Source organism: Paraburkholderia sp. CNPSo 3281 (assembly GCF_024206515.1).
In the GTDB taxonomy this organism is placed as follows: Bacteria; Pseudomonadota; Gammaproteobacteria; order Burkholderiales; family Burkholderiaceae; genus Paraburkholderia; species Paraburkholderia nodosa.
The window spans coordinates 26,324-45,818 of record NZ_JAMBPS010000050.1 but is presented as its reverse complement, the minus strand read 5'-3'; the positions used below and the strand labels follow the sequence as shown (position 1 = coordinate 45,818).

At 59.5% G+C, this 19,495-nt stretch carries 18 protein-coding genes; 17 read left to right on the top strand and 1 reads right to left on the bottom strand.

The genetic code is table 11. The features are described 5' to 3' along the window. Positions 1 to 96: 96 nt before the first annotated feature. From M3I56_RS32235 to M3I56_RS32200, 8 genes are all read left to right on the top strand, one after another. Positions 97 to 1,080, top strand: coding sequence for a zinc-binding dehydrogenase (locus M3I56_RS32235; protein ID WP_254357439.1), 984 nt, complete (start codon positions 97 to 99; stop codon positions 1,078 to 1,080). A gap of 46 nt (positions 1,081 to 1,126) precedes the next feature. Next, a complete protein-coding gene (gene mmsB, locus M3I56_RS32230) occupies positions 1,127 to 2,008 on the top strand; it encodes a 3-hydroxyisobutyrate dehydrogenase (RefSeq protein WP_254357462.1) in 882 nt (293 codons plus the stop codon). Between the two features lie 48 nt (positions 2,009 to 2,056). After that, positions 2,057 to 3,289, top strand: a complete 1,233-nt coding sequence (locus tag M3I56_RS32225; protein WP_254357438.1) for an ABC transporter substrate-binding protein — start codon at positions 2,057 to 2,059, stop codon at positions 3,287 to 3,289. Between the two features lie 204 nt (positions 3,290 to 3,493). Then, entirely contained in the window at positions 3,494 to 4,264 is a 771-nt protein-coding gene (locus M3I56_RS32220) for an ABC transporter ATP-binding protein (RefSeq protein WP_302057084.1), read from the top strand. Between the two features lie 42 nt (positions 4,265 to 4,306). Next, positions 4,307 to 5,014 carry an ABC transporter ATP-binding protein gene (locus M3I56_RS32215; RefSeq protein WP_254357436.1) on the top strand — a complete coding sequence of 236 codons (708 nt, stop codon included), beginning with the start codon at positions 4,307 to 4,309 and terminating at the stop codon, positions 5,012 to 5,014. 10 nt (positions 5,015 to 5,024) lie between these two features. Beyond that, complete coding sequence (locus M3I56_RS32210) at positions 5,025 to 5,912, top strand: branched-chain amino acid ABC transporter permease (protein ID WP_254357435.1); 888 nt, start codon at positions 5,025 to 5,027, stop codon at positions 5,910 to 5,912. An 11-nt stretch (positions 5,913 to 5,923) separates the two neighbouring features. After that, positions 5,924 to 6,946 (top strand): branched-chain amino acid ABC transporter permease, encoded by a 1,023-nt coding sequence (locus M3I56_RS32205; RefSeq protein ID WP_254357434.1) that lies wholly within the window; start codon positions 5,924 to 5,926, stop codon positions 6,944 to 6,946. Positions 6,947 to 7,138: 192 nt separating this feature from the next. Then, positions 7,139 to 8,161: an NAD(P)-dependent alcohol dehydrogenase gene (locus M3I56_RS32200; protein WP_254357432.1), complete on the top strand. Its 1,023-nt coding sequence runs from the start codon at positions 7,139 to 7,141 to the stop codon at positions 8,159 to 8,161. Between the two features lie 218 nt (positions 8,162 to 8,379). On the opposite strand, the gene M3I56_RS32195 is transcribed toward M3I56_RS32200, so the two are convergent. Then, positions 8,380 to 9,399: an AraC family transcriptional regulator gene (locus M3I56_RS32195; protein WP_254357430.1), complete on the bottom strand. Its 1,020-nt coding sequence runs from the start codon at positions 9,397 to 9,399 to the stop codon at positions 8,380 to 8,382. Positions 9,400 to 9,527: 128 nt separating this feature from the next. Here M3I56_RS32195 and M3I56_RS32190 point away from each other — a divergent pair, with 128 nt between their 5' ends. From M3I56_RS32190 to M3I56_RS32150, 9 genes are all read left to right on the top strand, one after another. Next, a complete protein-coding gene (locus tag M3I56_RS32190; protein WP_254357429.1) occupies positions 9,528 to 10,583 on the top strand; it encodes a 3-keto-5-aminohexanoate cleavage protein in 1,056 nt (351 codons plus the stop codon). A gap of 188 nt (positions 10,584 to 10,771) precedes the next feature. Further along, a complete protein-coding gene (locus M3I56_RS32185) occupies positions 10,772 to 11,704 on the top strand; it encodes a 3-keto-5-aminohexanoate cleavage protein (protein ID WP_254357426.1) in 933 nt (310 codons plus the stop codon). 365 nt (positions 11,705 to 12,069) lie between these two features. Beyond that, a complete protein-coding gene (locus tag M3I56_RS32180) occupies positions 12,070 to 13,416 on the top strand; it encodes an MFS transporter (protein ID WP_254357424.1) in 1,347 nt (448 codons plus the stop codon). 146 nt (positions 13,417 to 13,562) lie between these two features. Then, positions 13,563 to 14,543, top strand: a complete 981-nt coding sequence (locus tag M3I56_RS32175; RefSeq protein WP_254357421.1) for a quinone oxidoreductase — start codon at positions 13,563 to 13,565, stop codon at positions 14,541 to 14,543. 19 nt (positions 14,544 to 14,562) lie between these two features. Next, complete coding sequence (locus tag M3I56_RS32170; protein ID WP_254357420.1) at positions 14,563 to 15,411, top strand: TauD/TfdA family dioxygenase; 849 nt, start codon at positions 14,563 to 14,565, stop codon at positions 15,409 to 15,411. A 36-nt stretch (positions 15,412 to 15,447) separates the two neighbouring features. Further along, positions 15,448 to 15,996 carry an alpha/beta hydrolase gene (locus tag M3I56_RS32165; protein WP_254357419.1) on the top strand — a complete coding sequence of 183 codons (549 nt, stop codon included), beginning with the start codon at positions 15,448 to 15,450 and terminating at the stop codon, positions 15,994 to 15,996. 60 nt (positions 15,997 to 16,056) lie between these two features. Then, positions 16,057 to 16,383: a Rieske 2Fe-2S domain-containing protein gene (locus tag M3I56_RS32160; protein WP_254357418.1), complete on the top strand. Its 327-nt coding sequence runs from the start codon at positions 16,057 to 16,059 to the stop codon at positions 16,381 to 16,383. A 132-nt stretch (positions 16,384 to 16,515) separates the two neighbouring features. Next, positions 16,516 to 18,168 carry a fatty acid--CoA ligase gene (locus M3I56_RS32155; protein ID WP_254357417.1) on the top strand — a complete coding sequence of 551 codons (1,653 nt, stop codon included), beginning with the start codon at positions 16,516 to 16,518 and terminating at the stop codon, positions 18,166 to 18,168. 68 nt (positions 18,169 to 18,236) lie between these two features. After that, positions 18,237 to 19,442, top strand: coding sequence for a porin (locus tag M3I56_RS32150; protein WP_254357416.1), 1,206 nt, complete (start codon positions 18,237 to 18,239; stop codon positions 19,440 to 19,442). The last annotated feature ends 53 nt before the right edge of the window (positions 19,443 to 19,495 follow it).

The window sequence follows — 19,495 nt, the reverse complement described above, 5'->3', positions numbered from 1 at the left end:
TCGCCCCCCCGAACTATCGACCGCATTCGCCACGCGCCGGTGTGGCGATCGCGGCGCAAGGTACCGCAATTGACGTACGGAAACGAAGGAACAGCAATGAAGGCAATTGTGATTGTTAGTCAGGAAGGGCAAACGCGCCCGACATTGGAGTATCAGACAGTGCCGGACCCGCAGGTCCAGCCGAATGAATTGCTGGTCGCGGTCAAGGCGGCTGGGATCAATCGGATCGACCTTCAGCGTTCGACGGCGCATGGCGGCCCGGCTGCCGGCAAACCGATGATTGCGGGCCTCGAAATGGCGGGGGACGTCGTCGCCGTCGGTAGCGAGGTCAGCGGATTCAAAGTTGGTGACAGGGTGTTGGGCATGACGACCGGAGCCTATGCCGAACTTGCCACTATTGACTACCGATTTGCCACGCCAATTCCTACGTCATTTTCGTACGACCAGGCGGCAGCAGTCGCCACTATCTATCCGACAGCCCACAATGCATTGGTGACTAATGGTCATTTCGGGGCGGATAAGAGTGTCCTGATTCAAGGCGTTGCATCGGCTGTTGGCATCGCGACCCTGCAAATTGCAAAAGCGCTCGGCGCGAAGAAGATCATTGGTACCGGCCGTGCGACCCGCAATGTCGACAATCTGATCGGACTCGGTCTCGACCGGTTTCTCGTGAATGGCACCGACGACGTTGCATCTGAGGTCACGGCGCTGACGCGCGGACAGGGCGTCGACGTCGTAGTCGACATGGTCGGCGGCCCCGCGATCTCAGACAATCTGGCCTCTGTCGCATTGGGCGGCTACATCGTGAACGTTGGCTGGGTCGGCGGAACGACCGGAGAAATCGATCTTGACACGTTGGCCCGCAAGAGAGTTTCGTTGGTCGGCGTTTCATTTCGCACAAGAACTGTCCAGCAGAAAGCTGAACTTTTCACGCAGTTCAGACGAGACGTCTATCCGCTCTTCGAATCCGGCGCAGTACTCCCAATCATTCAGACAACGTACCCGCTGGCTGAGGCGTTGGTGGCACAGGACGCGATGGCGCGCGACGAGCACTTTGGCAAGATTCTGTTGCACCCCTGAAAGTTGGCGATCGAATTCGGGTTAACTAAATAAAATTGGAGACATGATGGATATCGGGTTTATCGGCTTGGGGCACATGGGGCTTCCAATGTTGGGCAATCTGTTGGCAACTGGCCATACGGTGCGTGCTTTCGACACGTCGTCCGGCGCGATCGCGCAAGCTGTCGAGCGCGGCGCCTTGCCATCTCGCTCCGTTGCGGAACTTGCTGCATCTGCCGACGTCGTGATTACGATGTTGCCGACTCCGTCTGTCGTGCGCGGCGTGATCTGTGGTCCGGATGGTGTGCTCGCGCATGCAAGGCAGGGGGCACTCGTGATCGACTGCAGCACAAGCGATCCGCATACTGCCGCAGAGATCGAAATGATCGGGGCGGCAAGCGGCAAGACTGTTGTCGATGCACCAGTGTCAGGCGGTGTGCCGGGAGCCAAGGCGGCTACGCTGACGTTCATGGTGGGCGGATCGGACCTCGGCTTCGAGTCCGCCAGACCAATTCTCTCCGTCATGGGCAAGAACATTGTTCATTGCGGCCCTGCTGGCAGCGGACAAGCCGCCAAGCTTTGTAACAATCTCCTGCTCGGCGTATCGACGATTGCGGTGTCCGAGTCGATGTGCCTCGGTGTTAGCCTCGGGCTCGCTCCCGACGTGCTTGCACAGATCATCAACACATCGTCAGGCCGGTGCTGGGTGTCTGAGGTCTACAACCCTTATCCAGGCGTCGTTGCAGATGCTCCGGCATCCAACGGCTTTTCCGGTGGCTTTGCCTGCGACCTGATGATCAAGGATCTCAGTCTTGCATTGGATTCCGCGCACAATTCCCGACAACCGCTGCCCATGACCGCATTGTCCAAGCAGTTCTTCCAGGTATTAAGTCACCAAGGCGGCGGCAGTAAGGATATTTCCGCGGTCGTGGGCTTGTTCAAAAAATAGAGCACGCGAAGACGTGCCGAAGATACAAGATAAACACAGGAGACAAGGATGCACATCCATTTCAGAAGGACCGCCATTGCACTGGCTTGGGGTTTCGCCTGCGCTTCAGCGCAGGCGCAGCCACCGAAAATCTCGGATGATGTCGTAAAGATCGGTATCCTGACGGACCTTTCGGGAAACTACTCCGAATTTGCGGGTCCGGGTGCGGTGACAGCAGTCAAGATGGCCGTGGAAGATTTCGGCGGCAAGGTTCTCGGAAAGCCGATTGAGGTGGTGGTGGCAGACCATCTCAACAAGACCGACGTGGCATTGACAAAAGCGCGCGAATGGTTCGACACGCAGAAGGTGGACGCCATTGTTGACCTGACAAACTCGTCTGTCGCCATCGCCGTCAGCAAGTTGGCCAGGGACAAGAATCGGATAGCCATCGTGGCAGGCGCGATGACGGAGAAAATAACGAACGAGGAATGTTCTCCGAACACTGTGCACTACGTCGCCGATTCCTATGCGTTTGCGAACGGCACTGGCAAGGCTGTCCTGGATCAAGGTGGAAACACGTGGTTCATTCTTGCCGCTGACTATGCGTTCGGCACGCTGATGCTCAATCGGCTGACCGCGACGGTAACAGCGAATGGAGGCAAGGTCGTGGGGTCGGCCAAGCATCCACTCGGCGCACCGGATTTTTCATCGTTCGTGATGCAGGCGCAAACGTCGAACGCGAAGGTGATCGGACTGGCAAACGCCGGTGTCGACACGGTCAACGCGATGAAATCAGCGCAGGAGTTCGGTATCACACGAGGAGGAAAGCAGAGCGTCGTCGGTCTTGCAACGACCATCACTGACGTTCACGGCATGGGCCTCAATGTCGCACAGGGTCTTTTGCTGACGACACCGTTCTACTGGGATCTGAATGACGAAACGCGTCAGTGGTCGAAGCGCTATTTCGCCAAGATGAAGAAAATGCCCAATATGGTGCAGGCTGGAGACTACTCGTCAGTCATGCACTACCTCAAAGCAATTGAGGCGGCCGGAACGGACAATGCCAAGGACGTAATGGCAAAGATGCGGGAAATGCCGATCAACGACTTCTTTGCGAAGAATGGCAAGATTCGCGAGGATGGGCGCATGGTGCACGACATGTATCTGGCTCAGGTCAAGACGCCGAGCGAGTCAAAATATCCTTGGGATTACTATAAGATCAAGAAAGTCCTGCCGGCCAGCACGGTCACGATTCCGGTCGAACAGAGTAAGTGTCCTCTGCTCAAGAATGGACGCACGTAAAACGAAAAGGCGTAATCGATACAATCGATGATTTAGCTTCGATTAAATCACCGGCTTATCAGCGTTCGCATCGCGACGTTTTGAGAATCCAGGGAGATCGGCCGGGAGCTGAGCGCGCGCTCTCGGTCAAATCACTCATGTTGGCGCATCGATGCGCTCACTACAGTTTCGATCGATGGGTTTCACTACCGGTTTGAGGTGACTATGACTGATGTCATCCTGGAGACGCGCGGCCTGACTAAGGAATTCGGAGGGCTTGCTGCAGTGTCCGATGTCAATTTGCGTGTCCAGCGTGGCCATATCCACGCGTTGATCGGCCCAAATGGCGCCGGCAAAACAACCTGCTTCAATCTCTTGACGAAGTTCATGGCTCCAACGGCCGGGACGATTCTTTTCAACCAACGCGATGTCACTGCCGCGCGGCCGGCGCAGATCGCGCGGCAAGGCATCATCAGGTCGTTTCAGATATCGGCCGTATTCCCGCACCTTACCGTTCTCGAGAATGTGCGGATTGCGCTGCAGCGATCGCGCGGTACCTCCTTTCATTTCTGGAAAGGCGAGCGCACGTTGTCTCGACTGAATGACCGGGCAATGGATCTGTTGACCCAGGTCGACCTTGCCGATTTTGCGGATACGTTGACCGTCGATCTTCCGTATGGCAGAAAACGCGCGCTGGAGATTGCGACCACGCTTGGCATGGAGCCCGAACTGATGCTGCTCGACGAGCCGACGCAGGGGATGGGACATGAAGACGTGTCGCGTGTCACGGAGCTCATCAAGCGTGTTTCGTTGCAGCGCACGATCCTGATGGTGGAGCACAACATGGGCGTGGTGGCCGGTATCTGTGATCGCATTTCGGTATTGCAACGCGGGTCGATATTGGCCGAGGGAACTTATGCGGAAGTATCCGCGATACCTGAAGTCATGGAAGCCTATATGGGTACGGCTGACGGAACGCTTGAAGGTGTTCTTTGACGCTCAGCAGCGGCGAGTCGAGTTCACCTTGGGGAACGACATATGGAAAAAGCGCTTGAAGTAACGAACCTGAACGCCTGGTACGGAGAGTCTCATATTCTTCACGGCCTGAGCTTTTCGGTGAATAAGGGCGAGGTCGTTACGTTGCTTGGGCGCAATGGCTCTGGCCGTACGACGACGCTGCGCGGAATCATGGGGCTGACGGGTACGAGAAGGGGATCCGTCAGGATCAACGAGACAGAATCCATCCATCTGCGCACCAGCAAGATTGCCCGTTTGGGTGTCGGTTATTGTCCCGAGGAACGCGGCATTTTCTCGGCGCTGTCGACCGAGGAAAACTTGATGTTGCCGCCGATGGTTTCCAGGATCGATCGCGGCATGTCGATCGACGAAATCTACGACTTGTTCCCTAATCTTGCTGAGCGCCGGCGCAGCCCGGGAACGCGTTTATCTGGCGGAGAACAGCAGATGCTCGCCGTAGCGCGCATCCTGCGTACCGGCGCGAGGCTGCTTTTGCTCGACGAGATTTCGGAAGGGCTCGCACCAGTCATCGTGCGTGCGCTCGCATGCATGATCCGCAAACTAAAGGAGAAAGGCTACACCATCGTGATGGTGGAGCAGAACTTTCGGTTCGCCGCGCCTTTGGCAGACCGCTTCTATGTCGTCGAGCATGGGCGGGCAATCGAGCACTTCACCGCCGATGAACTGGAGAAGAAGAAGCCTGTTCTGACCGAATTGCTTGGTGTGTAGTGGGGGAAACATGGAAGAACTACTGGGAATTCCGCTGCCGGCACTGACGAGCCAATTGTTGATCGGTCTCGTCAATGGTTCATTTTACGCACTGCTCTCGCTCGGCCTTGCGGTGATATTTGGGATGCTCAACGTCATCAACTTTGCACACGGCATGCTGTACATGCTTGGTGCGCTACTGACGTGGATGGGATTGAGCTACCTGGGGCTTAACTACTGGATCATGTTGATCGCCGCGCCGATTGTCGTCGGCGTATTGGGGGGCATTTTTGAAAGGACCATGTTGCGTTGGCTTTACAAGGTCGACCACATCTATGGTTTGCTGCTGACATTTGGCGTCACGCTGGTAGTAGAGGGCCTGTTTCGGTCGATCTACGGCGCATCGGGGCAACCCTATTCAGCGCCAGGTGCGCTCGGTGGCACGCTCGATCTCGGTTTCATGCTGCTTCCTGCCTATCGTGCCTGGGTCGTCGTTCTTTCTCTTGTCGTTTGTTTGGCGACCTGGTTTGTGATCGAACGGACGAAGCTCGGCGCCTATCTGCGCGCTGGAACGGAGAATCCGAAGCTGGTTGAAGCGTTCGGCATCAATGTGCCGGTGATGATCACGCTAACCTATGCCTTCGGTGCCGCACTGGCGGCGCTGGCTGGCGTCCTGGCCGCTCCAGTAGTTCAGGTGTCGCCGTTGATGGGAACGAACCTGATCATCACGGTGTTTGCTGTCGTCGTCATCGGCGGAATGGGCTCGATCGTTGGTTCGATCCTCACTGGCCTTGGATTGGGCGTCGTCGAGGGACTGACGCGCGTCTTTTACCCGGAAGTTTCAGCGACGGTAGTCTTCATTGTCATGGCGGTCGTGCTGATGGTTCGCCCGGCGGGGCTGTTCGGAAAAGTGAATTGAGGAGTATCCAGGTGAACAAGAAAATCGGCTATTCGATCGCGCTGATCGCGCTGTTGGCCGCACCGGTTGTCATCTATCCGGTGCTGCTGATGAAGTTGCTCTGTTTTGTGCTGTTTGCCTGCGCCTTCAATCTCCTGATCGGCTTCACCGGGTTGCTCTCATTCGGACACGCCGCGCTTTTCGGGGGTGCGGGCTATGTCACCGGCTACGTCTTGCGCGACATGGGCTATCCGTTTGAGATCGGGGTGATTGCAGGAACGCTCGGCGCGGCAGTGCTGGGTTTCGCGATGGGCACGCTGGCCATCCGCCGAAAAGGTATCTACTTTACGATGATCACGTTGGCCCTCGCCCAGATGCTGTATTACTACTGCCTACAGGCACGCTTCACCGGTGGCGAGGATGGTATGCAGGATGTGCCTCGGGGATGGTTGCTGGGCATGTTCGATCTGGCCAATGATATGACGATGTACTACGTCGTTCTCGTCATCACGGTCGCGGGATATGTCGCTGTCCTTCGCATAGTGCAATCACCGTTCGGCCATGTGTTGAGGGCGATCAAGGAAAACGAACCTCGGGCTATCTCCCTTGGCTACGACGTCGACAGGTACAAGCTGCTCGCCTTTGTGTTGTCGGCTGCATTGGCCGGGTTGGCCGGCGCGACAAAAACTGTCGTGCTTGGATTCGAGACCTTGGGCGACGTACATTGGACCATGTCGGGCCTCGTCATTCTGATGACGCTTGTCGGCGGACTGGGAACGTTGACGGGGCCGGTTGTCGGTGCGCTCGTTATCATTTTATTGGAAAATCGATTGAGCGATTTGGGAGACTGGCTGGCGAATCTGACGCAAATCGAATGGTTTCGTGACCTTGGCGAATCCGTCACGATCGTCACGGGTCTCATCTTCATTGTCTGTGTTCTTCTGTTTCGGAAAGGCATCGTAGGCGAGCTTGCCAGTCGCTCACACCTCCGGCGAAAGCGACGCGCGGCAAATTCCCCGCAGGCAATGTTGGACGCCGCCGGTGAATCTTCGTAATGAATCGGTCTTCCCTTGGCATCGAATTAAGAGCTTGCTCGAACCAACGTGACATTTTTTGGAACCGTGCTTGGATCAACGATACTCGGAAGCAAGACCCAGAGGCGAGGAAGGCAAGTTACTCCGTAGATAACGAATTCGTATCTATGTGCATATGGCGGTTGCCGTGTGGATGAACCAACTGGAGGAATCATGCGGGTTTATCAGGTTGAAAACGAATGGACCATGGCTAATCTCCGCATCGGCGAGCGCCCCATTCCCGAACCGCGCGACGGGCAGGTGCGCATCAGGATGCGGGCAGCGGCCCTGAATTACCGGGATTCGTTAATTCCGTTCCATGGCTATGGGAAGCGCATGCAGGAATTGCCGCTCGTTATGCTAAGTGACGGCTTCGGGATCATCGATGCGCTTGGTGCGGGAGTTACCCGCGTGCAACTTGGCGACCGGGTATGTCCCCTGTTCTACCAAAGCTGGCTGGGTGGCGCGCCCGCTAACGAGCGCTTCCGATATAGCCTGGGCTGCGAGCAGGACGGTACGATGGCGGACTATCTCGTACTGTCGGCCGAAGGGGTAAGTGCGGCACCGGTACATCTTGACGACGTGGAAGCGGCAACACTGCCGACGGCAGCGGTCACGGCCTGGCGTTCGTTGGTCACTGAGGGGAATCTCAGACCTGGGGAAACGGTGCTCATACAAGGAACCGGTGGCGTATCCCTGTTCGCACTTCAGTTTGCCAAGCTGCTCGGTGCCCGCGCGATCGTAACCTCATCCAGCGACGAAAAGCTTGCTCGAGTGCGCGCGCTGGGGGCGGACGAAACGGTTAACTATCGCGAGAATCCCCAGTGGGGAAAGATCGCGCGAGAAATCACTGGAGGGAAGGGTGTAGATCACGTCGTTGAAGTAGGCGGGGCTGGCACACTAGAACAATCATTGCGTGCGATTCGCACGGGCGGCACGCTGAGCATGATCGGCGTGCTTGCCGGTTCGGAGCCGACGATCCCGCTTGGCCAGATCGTGACGCGCCATATCCGCTTGCAGGGCATTACAGTGGGAAATCGGGACAATTTCGAGGCCATGGCGGCTGCAATCGCACTGCATGAACTACGTCCGGTCATTGACCGGGTATTTGAATTCGAAGCGTTGCGGTCGGCGCTCGATTACATGGCAAGTGGGCAGCACTTTGGGAAAATCTGTATTCGCCATGCATCAGATTGAGCGGAAGCGGCACGAGACAAGGTGTCACCTTGATTATCGTGCAAGTTTCCTGTTAGAGCGCCCAAGCCTGGCGGGGCACTGCCTTGGCTCCCCAAATATTTTCATTTAAAAATCAGCCAGTTGCTGTCCACCTGTATTGAGTACACATATAGCAGGTGCGGCGATGCATGCGCGCAACGCGTTCGCCGTAGCAACGGCTCGCCCATGCAAAATGGGCTTCACGACGACGACAAATCCTCGGCTGCCTTTGCTTCACGCGCTCGCCATTTCGAAACGCTGCATCCGAACTCGCGGCCAAACCAGTGCGAAAAGGTACTGGACGATGAAAAGCCAAGCAGCGTGGCGACATCCGAGAGCGGACGTTCGCGGTTTTCGATATAGCGCATCACCATGTCGACGCGTACCGCATTGAGAATGGACGAATAGCTCTCGCCGTAATCGCCCAGGCGGCGGTGAACGGTGCGCCGGTCGACGCCAAGGTGCATGGCAATCCGCTCCAGCGAGCAGACCCCTGCCGGCAGCAGCGCGAAGACCAGCTTTCTTACCTGATCAGGCATGGTCGTGCCCGACTGTACCAGTAAGGTATCGAGGTATTGGCGCACCTGATGCGCCATCGCAGGGTCGTACGTCGGCAGGGACTGCTCGAGATCGGACGCGCGACACACGATGCCGTCGAAGTCCTGATTGAACTGCGCCGGCATGCCAAACACCCGTGTGCAGATCGCGAGGTTGCGTGGCGCCGCGTGCATGAAGCAGATGCTGCGCGGGCGCCACGCCGCGCCCAGAAAGAGTGAGATGGTCCGGTAGAGCACGCCGACTGCCAGCTCGATGGCCTGGCGTCGGGTACCGGCCGCCTGGATCTCCTCACTGATGATCACGAGGCCCTCGGCTTCGTCGATGCGGATCAAGAGTGCCTCGTTCTGCAGGTGCAGATAGCGCACCATCGATTCGAGCGCCTTGCGCAGTGTTGGCTCCTCGCGCACCGCGAACGCGAGCGGACCCATGTTTGAAAGCTGACGCGTTTCCGCCATGCGCAGACCCAGATCATCGATGTCAGCCGCCTCGGCCGACGCCTCCAGCAGGCGCACGACGCTATCCACGGGGATCTTCATCTCAGGGTCCAGCAGCGCATACCGGCTTATGCCCGCCTCAGCCAGTTCCTTGTACGGATCCAGTCCTACCGAGCGCGCGATCTCGATGTAGTTGGTCAGCGCAGTGCTCCGCAGCATGTACGCCATGGGGCTTTCCCGAGGTGTCCGAAAATCCAAATGAAATGTCACAAAAAAGCAAACGTCATTCTAGCCGATTTTCGATACTAGGTCCATGCCAGCCACTTGGCCCAATGCAATTCCAAACAGGAGCAGCCATGAACTTCATCGACGGATCTCTTTATCCCGAAAATCAGGAAAAACTTGTTATCACGGTCGCCCCCTATGGCCCTCAGTTTGAGGTCAGCGATTTCCCGGAAGACATTCCGGTCACGATGGCCGAGCAGATCCAGAAGGCAGTCGATTGCTACAAGGCCGGTGCCACTGTGTTGCACCTGCACGTGCGCGAACTCGATGGCAAAGGCTCCAAGCGCTTATCCAAGTTCAATGAATTGATCGCCGGCGTGCGCGAGGCGGTGCCGGACATGATCATCCAGGTGGGTGGTTCCATTTCTTTTGCACCCGAGACCGAAGGCGATATCGCCAAGTGGCTCTCCGACGATACCCGCCACATGCTGGCCGAATTGACACCCAGGCCGGACCAGGTGACCGTGGCCATCAATTCGAACCAGTTCAACATCATCGAGGCACTATCCGAAGCCGATGTCGCGGGCACCTCGTTCGCCGACCCGGCGAAGCAAATCGCTTACAGGGAGATGACCATCCCCGCTGGCCCGGCATTTCTTGAAGAGCACGTCAAACGCCTCACGGATAACGGCATTCAGATCCAGTTTCAGCTGGGTAACATCAATTCCCTGGAGACGGTTGAGCGCATGATGCGCCGCGGTGTCTGCAACGTGCCGTTGATTCTGACCTGGATCCCGATTGGTGGCGGTGCCGACTCGATGACCCCGTACAACATGACGAACTTCCTTAACGCCGTGCCGGACGGTGCAGTGGTGACCTTCGAAGCGCAGATGAATAACGTGTTGCCGCTCAACATGATTGCCATCGCGCTCGGCCAGCATGTACGTTGCGGGATTGAAGACACAATCTGGGCGCCAGATCGTTCACGCAAGATGACCAGCGTGGAGCAGGTCGAACAGTTGGTGCGCATTGCCAGGGAATGCGGCCGTCCGGTCGCCAGCGCCAGGGAGGCGCGCGAGATCTACAAAATCGGCACTTTCTACAAAGATGCCGATGAAACTCTCGCTGCAAACGGTTTTGCGCCGAACCGCAAACCGGGCCAGAAGGGCTTCGCGCGGCAAGCTTGATTCTGAAGAGGTGGCCGGTGCGGAGCCGGCCACCGGGCGCATCAGTGCCCATTCCACGGCGCATCCACTGAGTATCCTTTTCATGTGGCGGCCAGCGAGCAACAAGCCTTGCATCCGCTGGCGACCGTGGCCGCCCGGCAGGGCTTCATTGACTTCCATAGTCGGCCATTTACCTCGTGAGTTCGTTTATGAGTGCCCAGAACAAAGTCATCATCACCTGCGCTGTCACAGGCGCGATCCATACCCCGTCGATGTCGCCCTACCTGCCGGTGACGCCTGAAGAAATTGCGGATGCGGCAGTCGGGGCTTGTGAAGCCGGCGCTGCCATCATTCATCTTCACGCACGGGATCCCCAAACGGGCAAACCTGATCAGCGCCCCGAAGCATTTGAACCCTTCCTCAAATCGATCCGCCAACGCAGCCCCGCCATCATCAACCTCACGACAGGTGGCTCGCCCTACATGACGGTTCAGGAGCGCATGCTCCCTGCCAAGGTCTTCAAACCGGAAATCGCGTCCATGAACATGGGAACGATGAACTTCGGTTTGTTCCCGATGCTGAACCGTTTCAAGGAATTCAAACAGGATTGGGAGCGGCCGTTCCTCGAAGGCAGCAAGGACCAGGTGTTCCGCAATACCTTTGGCGATCTGGAAACCGTGTTCGAGGAGCTTGGGCCCAACAACACACGCTATGAGTTCGAGTGCTACGACACCGCTCACCTCTACAACCTGGCGCACTTCGCACAGCGAGGCCTGATCAAGCCGCCATTCTTCATCCAGACCGTGTTCGGCATTCTGGGCGGTATCGGCACCCACCCGGACGATGTAATGCACATGAAGCGTACTGCCGACCGCCTGTTTGGCGACGCCTACCGTTGGTCTGTGCTGGGCGCCGGCGTAAGCCAGATGAAGATCGCGGCGATGGCAGCTTCCATGGGGGGGCATGTGCGCGTAGGTTTGGAAGACAGCTTGTGGCTTGGCAAAGGTCAATTGGCCAGGACCAATGCGGAGCAAGTTACCAAAGTACGCCAGATTCTCGAAGGTCTGGGCCTTGAGGTGGCAACGCCCGACGAAGCGCGCCAAATCCTGCAACTCAAGGGTGCAGACCAGGTAGCGATTTGATACCCGCGTAGACGTCTCGAGGCTGGCTCGAGGCCGCAAGGTGCGGCATGCATGAAGCAGATGCGACGCGGGCTCCGACCGTCTGCATTTCCGCCTCAGTCAGTTCCCTGTACGGATCCAGCCCAAACCGGGCGCGTGGTCTCGACGTAGTTGGGCAGGGCGATGCTTCGCAGCATGCACGACATAGTGCTTTCCCCAAGTGTCTTAAAAACTAAAAATAATGTCACAAAAAAGCAAATTTGTTTCTGCCTGATCTTCGATACTACGTTCCATGTTATCCCGCGGGTCCATTGTGGCGGGCCGGAACACATAGAGAAACAAACACGGAAGCTCTCGACGCAAGAGCGTCCTCTCTGGAGACAGTCATGAATTTACTCCCCGGCACACAGTCGGACGGCGCCGGCGACGACTACCTTGTCGGCCGGACACACGCATGGTTCGCGTTCGCAATGACATTTGCCCTGATGCTGTTCGACTACATCGACCGTCAGGTCGTCGTATCGCTGTTTCCGCATCTGAAACTTGCCTGGAACCTGTCGGACAAGCAACTGGGCGCGCTCGTCTCGGTCATCTCCATTGTCGTCGCAGCAGGCGGCATTCCGGTTGCGCTGTGGGCGGACCGCTTCAGCCGCGTCAAGAGCGTCTTCGTGATGGCCGCGCTGTGGAGTCTTGCGTCGATTTCTTGCATGTTCACGCGCAATTACGGCCAGATGTTTGCCGCACGCGCACTGGTTGGCGTAGGCGAGACCGGCTACGGTTCAGTTGGCGGCGCATTGATCGCGAGCCTCTTTCCGCAGCGGCTGCGCGCGACCCTGCTGGGCGCTTTCTTTGCGGCTGCCTCGATCGGCTCCGTGCTGGGTGTCGTGCTGGGCGGTGTCATTGCGGCACGCTGGGGATGGAGGTCGGCCTTTGGTGTCGTTGGTGTGCCGGGACTCGTGCTGGCCTTCCTGTACCTGCTGGTTCCGGATTACAAGACGGTCGCGCTTGCACCCAGCACGGGGAATGCTCCTCAGACCGCGCAGAAGTTCTCGACGCAGATCGTGAAAGCGCTGCGAAGCTCCCCGGCGATGTGGTGGACGTGCCTCGGCGCCGCCTTCCAGCTCATCGTGGTCTCCACGATCTGGGCTTGGCTGCCGAGCTATTTCGTTCGCTACCATGACGCCCGGCCAGATCAGGCCGCCATCCAGGCGGCGGTAATCGTGCTGTGCGGCGCGGCGGGATCGCTGGTGTGGGGATTCGTTGCCGATCGCCTTGCCTCACGCAGGCCCCGCAACAACCTGAATCTGATGGTAGTCCTGCCCGTTCTCACCACGCTGGTCCTTGCCGCCGCTTTCGGCGGCGTGGTTCCGGCCAGCCGGGAATACGCGGTAATCGCGCTCGGAGGGTTCCTGATGACGTGCACGTTGGCACCGTCGGCGAGTGTCGTGCTTAGCGTGATTCATCCTGGTTTGCGTTCCACCGGGGCTGCGCTCCTCTCGCTGTTCCAGAACCTCTTTGGCCTCGCGGTGGGTCCGTTCGTGACGGGTGTGCTGTCCGATACCTGGGGACTCAAGGGCGCGCTCGCCATCATGCCGGCGTTCGGGTTGCTCGCCATGGTGTGCTTCCTGTTTGCAAGGCGGACCTATGAAGCGGAGGTGGAGGCTGTGACGACGGCGGTCCATCTGGAAGCCGCGGCCGCGCCTGCCGGCGCGCATACCGCGCTCTCTGCTTAATGACGCAAGAATTGACCGCCATCATCCGCGAGCGCATCAATGTCGCGCTGTCGGCACGCGGCGAGAAGCAGCCGGGGCGGGCGCAGCAAGCGCTGCTCGCCCCCCATCGGCGATTTATTTGACATCACGGAATACAGGAGCAGCACATGGCAATGGCAATCCGCTTTTACGAAACCGGGAGCCCCGAGGTTTTGCGTTACGAGGATATCCAGGTGGGCGAGCCCGGGCCTGGGCAGGTGCGCATGCGTAACGAGGCGGTCGGGCTGAACTTCGCGGACATCTACTTCCGCACCGGCCTGTATCCGGCGCCGCTGCCATCCGGTATCGGCACCGAAGCCGCCGGCGTAGTCGAGGCGATAGGCCCGGACGTCACCAGTGTCGCCGTGGGCGACCGCGTGACGTACACGGGCGTGTACAACACGCTCGGCGCCTACACGACGGAGCGGATTATCGATGCCGCGCCGCTCATCAAGCTGCCGGATGCGATCAGTTGTGAGACGGCCGCCGGCATGACGATGCGAGGCTTCACCGCCTCGTACCTGATGCGCCGCATCTACGCGTTCAAGAGCGGCGACACCATCCTGCTGCACGCAGCGGCAGGTGGCGTGGGCCTGATCGTGTCGCAATGGGCGAAGCTGCTTGGACTGACCGTGATCGGCACGGTGTCGAGCGAGGCCAAGGCCGAAGTCGCGCGCGCGCATGGCTGCGACCACATCATCAACTACAGCCAGGAAGACGTGGCGAAGCGCGTACGCGAGTTGACGGGCGGCGTAGGGGTGAACGTGGTTTTCGACAGCGTGGGCAAGGACACCTTCGAGGCCTCGCTGGACTCGCTCAAGCGCCGTGGTCTCCTCGTCTGCGTGGGGACGGCTTCGGGTCCGATTCCGCCGTTCAACCCGCACATCCTCGCGCTCAAGGGGGCGCTCTTCGTGACGCGCCCGGCGCTCGCCGATTACATCGCCGACCCCGCGGAGCGCGCGGAACTCGCCGGTGAGCTCTTTGGCCATGTTGCGGCCGGCCGCATCAAGATCGGGATCAACCAGCGCTATGCGCTCGAAGACGCCGTCCAGGCGCACCGCGATCTCGAATCCCGCAAGACGACCGGTTCATCCGTCTTTGTGATCTGACGTCAGGAATGCCAATATCATGCGCATCGAACAACTGACTCATGCTCTGGGCGCGGAGCTGACAGGAGTCAATCTGGCCGACGCTGTCCACGACGACGGATTGTTTGGCGAAATTCGCGCCGCACTGTTGCAGCACCGCGTGCTGTTTCTGCGCGACCAGGAACTTGGTCGGGCAGAGCACGTCGCGTTCGCGCGGCGCTTTGGCGAACTCGAAGACCATCCCGTCGCCGGGAGTGACCCCGATCACCCGGGTCTCGTGCGTATCTACCGCACGCCGGAACAGCCGAACGACCGCTACGAGAATGCGTGGCACTCGGACGCCACCTGGCGCGAAGCTCCGCCGTTCGGTGCCGTGCTGCGCTGCGTGGAGTGTCCGCCGGTGGGCGGCGACACCGTGTGGGCAAACATGGTGCTCGCCTACGAGAAGCTCCCGGCGCATGTGAAGGCAGACATCGCCGACCTGCGCGCCCGACACAGCATCGAAGCCACGTTCGGCGCGAACATGCCGCTCGAGAAGCGGCTCGCGCTCAAGGCGCAGTACCCGGACGCTGAGCACCCGGTGGTACGCACGCACCCGGAGACTGGCGAAAAGGTTCTCTATGCCAACGTCTTTACGACGCACTTCACCACCTTCCACACGCCGGAGCGGGTGCGCTACGGCCAGGACGCCAACCCGGGCGCCGCGGACCTGCTGCGTTACCTGATCAGCCAGGCTTACATCCCCGAGTACCAGGTGCGCTGGCGCTGGAAGCCCAACAGCGTGGCGCTCTGGGACAACACCTCGACCCAGCACTATGCGGTGATGGACTATCCCCCGAGCCACCGCAAGATGGAGCGAGCCGGGATCATCGGCAGCAAGCCATTTTGATCAACAGTATGACGTAGCATTTTTCGGTAATCGGATATGACACCCACCGTCCTTATCGTGCCCGGACTGCGCGACCATGTGGCCGGACACTGGCAGACGCTGCTCGAAGCGAGTCTGACCAATGCGGTCAGCGTACCGCCGCTGGACGCCGACAAGCTCAACTGTGCCGCGCGGGTAGCCGCGCTGGACCAGGCGCTTGCCGCTATTGATGGTCCGGTGATTCTGGTCGCGCATAGTGCGGGTGTCATCACGACCGTGCATTGGGCGCGACGCCATGAGCGCCGTATTCACGGCGCAGTGCTGGCCACGCCCCCCGATCTCGACACGCCAGCGCCGGAAGGCTACCCGACAAAGGACGTCCTTGATGCGAACGGATGGTTGCCCGTTCCCCGTGAACGGCTGCCGTTTGCGAGCATCGTCGCAGCGAGCCGGAACGATCCGCTGGGTGCCTTCGATCGTGTCTCGGATCTTGCCACGGAGTGGGGCAGCCGGCTCGTCGATCTGGGCGCGGTGGGACATCTGAATCCGGCATCGGGGTTCGGGGAATGGCCGCTCGCGCAATCGTTGATCCAGGAATTGCAGTGAGAGCCCAGTGGGCGTGAACACCCCGGCGCCCGCCCAACTTCCCGTTAAAACCCGTCAGTCATGTCACGTCAGATACCGGTCGCATCAGTCGACGAACTCACCCCCGGGCGGCGCAAGCTTGCCTTTGTCGACGGCCGCAGCGTTGTCCTCTTCAACATCGAGGGGAACGTCATCGCCATCGAGAATTCGTGCCCGCATAACGGGGCGTCACTCGCCAATGGCCCGCTCGATGGACATGTTCTGCGTTGTCCGGCCCATGGACTGCGTTTCGATCTTCGCGCCTGCCCTGACCCGGATGCCCCAGGCTTATGCCCCACGCGTCTGCAGGTACTGGAGCGCGATGGACACTTCGAACTACTGATCGAAGATCAGAGTGGTCCGGAATAACACAACACCGGTTCCACCCGAAGTTCTACCGATCGAAGACGCAGGACGAGCGACGTGGACAGCAGTCGACGCCGCCACCCAAACTCATCCCGACTTGAACAGACATATCTGCCTCCAGAGGAGGAGACAAGCATGCACGCAAACGAAACGCTCATCACGCCGACGCCTTCGGCCTATTCGTACCCGCTTGTGATCAAGCAACTGCTGCTCAACTCGCTGAGCCTGTATGGGGATCAGGAAATCGTCTATCGAGGCGAACTGCGGTATGGCTTCCGTGAATTCCACCAGCGGATCTGCCGGCTCGCCAACGCCCTGAGTGCGCTTGGCGTTCATCACGGCACGACAGTCGCGGTCATGGACTGGGACAGCCATCGCTATCTCGAGAGTTACTTCGGCATTCCGATGATGGGCGCAACGCTGTTTACGGTAAACGTTCGCCTGTCGCAACATCAGATTCTCTATACGCTGAACGACTCCCGGGCGGAAGTGGTGCTGGTCCACGCCGATTTCGTCCCGATGCTCGAGCAGATCCGGGCGGAACTGACGTCGGTTCGTCACGTGATCGTGCTCGCGGACGGCGAACCAGTGCCGCAAACGGTCATGGCGTTAGCGGGGGAGTACGAGGCGCTGGTGGCCCGCGCGCAGCCCGAGTTCGAGTTTCGCGACTTCGACGAGAACACCCGTGCGGCGATGTTCTATACGACCGGGACGACCGGCGACCCGAAGGGCGTGACCTACAGCCACCGCAACCTTGTCATGCACGCAATGGCGACGGCCATGAGTCTGTGCGCGCCGCGCGAGGGGCAGCGGCTGCACCGGGAAGACGTCTACATGCCGATTACGCCCATGTTCCATGTGATGGCCTGGGGCATGCCCTACATCGCGGTGATGCTCGGTCTCAAGACGGTTCTGCCAGGACGCTACGTGGCGGAGCGGCTGCTGGAGCTGCGCGAGAAGGAACGGGTCACGTTCTCCCACTGCGTGCCGACGGTGCTGCAAATGCTGCTGCAGGCCGCACGCAGCGCGGGCAAGAGTTTGTCGGGGTGGACGCTCATCATCGGCGGGTCGGCGTTCTCGCCTGCGCTTTGCGACGCAGCCCTGGAACTGGGGGCCGACGTGTTCTCCGGATACGGCATGTCGGAGACCGGCCCGATCGTGGCGCTGGCGCAGCTGCCGCCCGGATACAAGTCCGCGAGCCATGAGGAAGTGGTGCGGCTGCGTTGCTCCACCGGGCGCCCGGTGGCGATGGTCGATTTCCGTGTGGTCGACGGGAGCATGAAGGACGTGGCGCGCGACGGGAAGTCCCACGGCGAGATCGTACTGCGCGCACCGTTTCTGACGATGAGTTATGCCAACAAACCCGAGGCGTCGGAGCAGCTGTGGGACGGTGGTTACCTCCATACGCAGGATATCGCCGTAACGGGTCCGGACGGTTTCGTGCAGATCGTTGATCGCATGAAGGATGTCATCAAGACCGGCGGCGAATGGGTCTCATCGATCGAACTGGAGCGACTGATTGCTGAGGTAGTGGGGGTGCAGGAGTGCGCGGTGGTGGGCGTGGCGGACGAGAAGTGGGGAGAACGCCCCGTGGCGCTCATCGTGCGCCGCCCGGAAGCGGGTGTCACCACCCAGGCCGTTCGCGAACACCTGATGACCCATGCGCAGGCGAACCGCATCAGCCCTTATGCGGTGCCTGAAGCGGAGCGCATTGCCTTTGTCGAGGAAATCCCCAAGACGAGTGTTGGCAAGATCGACAAGAAGCGCATCCGCGAATGGATTGAGTGAGCACCGGATTTCACACAACGCGGGGCGACAACGGATCGCTACGCATAACTAAATCAAATGGAGACAACATGAAAGTCAAACTCGCCGCTGCCGCGGCACTGGCAGCATTCGCTAGTACGACGTACGCACAATCGTCGGTCACGCTCTATGGCGCGCTCGACTCCGGTCTGCTCTACCAGAGCACGTCCGCGTCGTACGCGGCGGCGCCGTTTCTGCCGAACACCAAACTGAACGGCAACGCAGGCCATGTGGTTCAGCTCAAGGACGGTGGCATTTACTCGAGCATCTTCGGTATGAAGGGCTCGGAAGACCTGGGCGGCGGGTACGCAGCCAACTTCAAGCTCCAGGGAGCGTTCAACAGCTCCAACGGCCAGCCGGGCAAGTCCGGTACGCCGACTGCAAGCTCGATTTTCACCCAGGTCACAACCGTCGGTGTGTCGGGCCCGTTCGGCAAGATCGACTTCGGCCGCCAGTTCGCGCCGATGGCCTACGCGATGGCCGAAACGGACGTACGTGGTGCGCAATACTTCGGCAGCGTCCTGACCGCCTGGCTGACCATGAACACGATGTCGGGCTGGACCGGAAGCAACTCGAACGCCCAGATAGGCGCGCTGTATGACGACAATGCGATCGTCTACAACTCGCCGTCATTCTACGGTGTGTCCGCAGCGCTCGAGTTCGCGCCCGGCGGCGTGGCAGGGCAGGCCCAGGGAGGCACGCGCGAGTCCGCGGTGCTCAAGTATTCAGGCTTTGGTCTAAACGCAGATGCCGTCTACTACAACGGGCACGATGCCAATCCGTTCTCATATGCCGCCGCCGGTAACCCTGCGACTGCCCAGACCGGTATCCCGCCGACTGGACAGAACAACAACCGCTTCGTCTACTTCGGCGCGAAATACACGTGGCACGATATCTCGGTCTCCGGTTCGTTCAGCAACGGTCGCAATCCGGCCAACTCGAATGGCGTTCCGAAGGCATTTGTTGTCTCAGGTGATTTCGACATGTGGACGGGCGGCATTGGCTACCGTTTCTCCCCGGCGCTTAACTTCACCTCGGGTGTGTACTACCTGAAGGACAACAAGAACAGCGCGAACCACTCTACTGCCTACGCAATCGGCGGCGACTACAGCATCTCGAAGCATACGCTGGTTTATGCCCAGGCCGGCTACGTGTCCAACCGCGGCCAGATGAACCAGGAACTCATTTATGGGACGCCTGTAGCACCGGGCCGCAACACCACGGCCGTCAACATCGGCCTGCGCCATACCTTCTAGGTCGCGTCTGGGATTGGGTCGGTCCCGCACTGGCCCACCGTGGCGAGGTCTGC

Bases quoted from the DNA above. Each gene is read 5' to 3' on its own strand.
- M3I56_RS32235 (WP_254357439.1), top strand. From the start codon at position 97: ATGAAGGCAATTGTGATTGTTAGTCAGGAAGGGCAAACGCGCCCGACA.
- mmsB (WP_254357462.1), top strand. From the start codon at position 1,127: ATGGATATCGGGTTTATCGGCTTGGGGCACATGGGGCTTCCAATGTTG.
- M3I56_RS32225 (WP_254357438.1), top strand. From the start codon at position 2,057: ATGCACATCCATTTCAGAAGGACCGCCATTGCACTGGCTTGGGGTTTC.
- M3I56_RS32220 (WP_302057084.1), top strand. From the start codon at position 3,494: ATGACTGATGTCATCCTGGAGACGCGCGGCCTGACTAAGGAATTCGGA.
- M3I56_RS32215 (WP_254357436.1), top strand. From the start codon at position 4,307: ATGGAAAAAGCGCTTGAAGTAACGAACCTGAACGCCTGGTACGGAGAG.
- M3I56_RS32210 (WP_254357435.1), top strand. From the start codon at position 5,025: ATGGAAGAACTACTGGGAATTCCGCTGCCGGCACTGACGAGCCAATTG.
- M3I56_RS32200 (WP_254357432.1), top strand. From the start codon at position 7,139: ATGCGGGTTTATCAGGTTGAAAACGAATGGACCATGGCTAATCTCCGC.
- M3I56_RS32195 (WP_254357430.1), bottom strand. From the start codon at position 9,399: ATGGCGTACATGCTGCGGAGCACTGCGCTGACCAACTACATCGAGATC.
- M3I56_RS32190 (WP_254357429.1), top strand. From the start codon at position 9,528: ATGAACTTCATCGACGGATCTCTTTATCCCGAAAATCAGGAAAAACTT.
- M3I56_RS32185 (WP_254357426.1), top strand. From the start codon at position 10,772: ATGAGTGCCCAGAACAAAGTCATCATCACCTGCGCTGTCACAGGCGCG.
- M3I56_RS32180 (WP_254357424.1), top strand. From the start codon at position 12,070: ATGAATTTACTCCCCGGCACACAGTCGGACGGCGCCGGCGACGACTAC.
- M3I56_RS32175 (WP_254357421.1), top strand. From the start codon at position 13,563: ATGGCAATGGCAATCCGCTTTTACGAAACCGGGAGCCCCGAGGTTTTG.
- M3I56_RS32170 (WP_254357420.1), top strand. From the start codon at position 14,563: ATGCGCATCGAACAACTGACTCATGCTCTGGGCGCGGAGCTGACAGGA.
- M3I56_RS32165 (WP_254357419.1), top strand. From the start codon at position 15,448: ATGACACCCACCGTCCTTATCGTGCCCGGACTGCGCGACCATGTGGCC.
- M3I56_RS32160 (WP_254357418.1), top strand. From the start codon at position 16,057: ATGTCACGTCAGATACCGGTCGCATCAGTCGACGAACTCACCCCCGGG.
- M3I56_RS32155 (WP_254357417.1), top strand. From the start codon at position 16,516: ATGCACGCAAACGAAACGCTCATCACGCCGACGCCTTCGGCCTATTCG.
- M3I56_RS32150 (WP_254357416.1), top strand. From the start codon at position 18,237: ATGAAAGTCAAACTCGCCGCTGCCGCGGCACTGGCAGCATTCGCTAGT.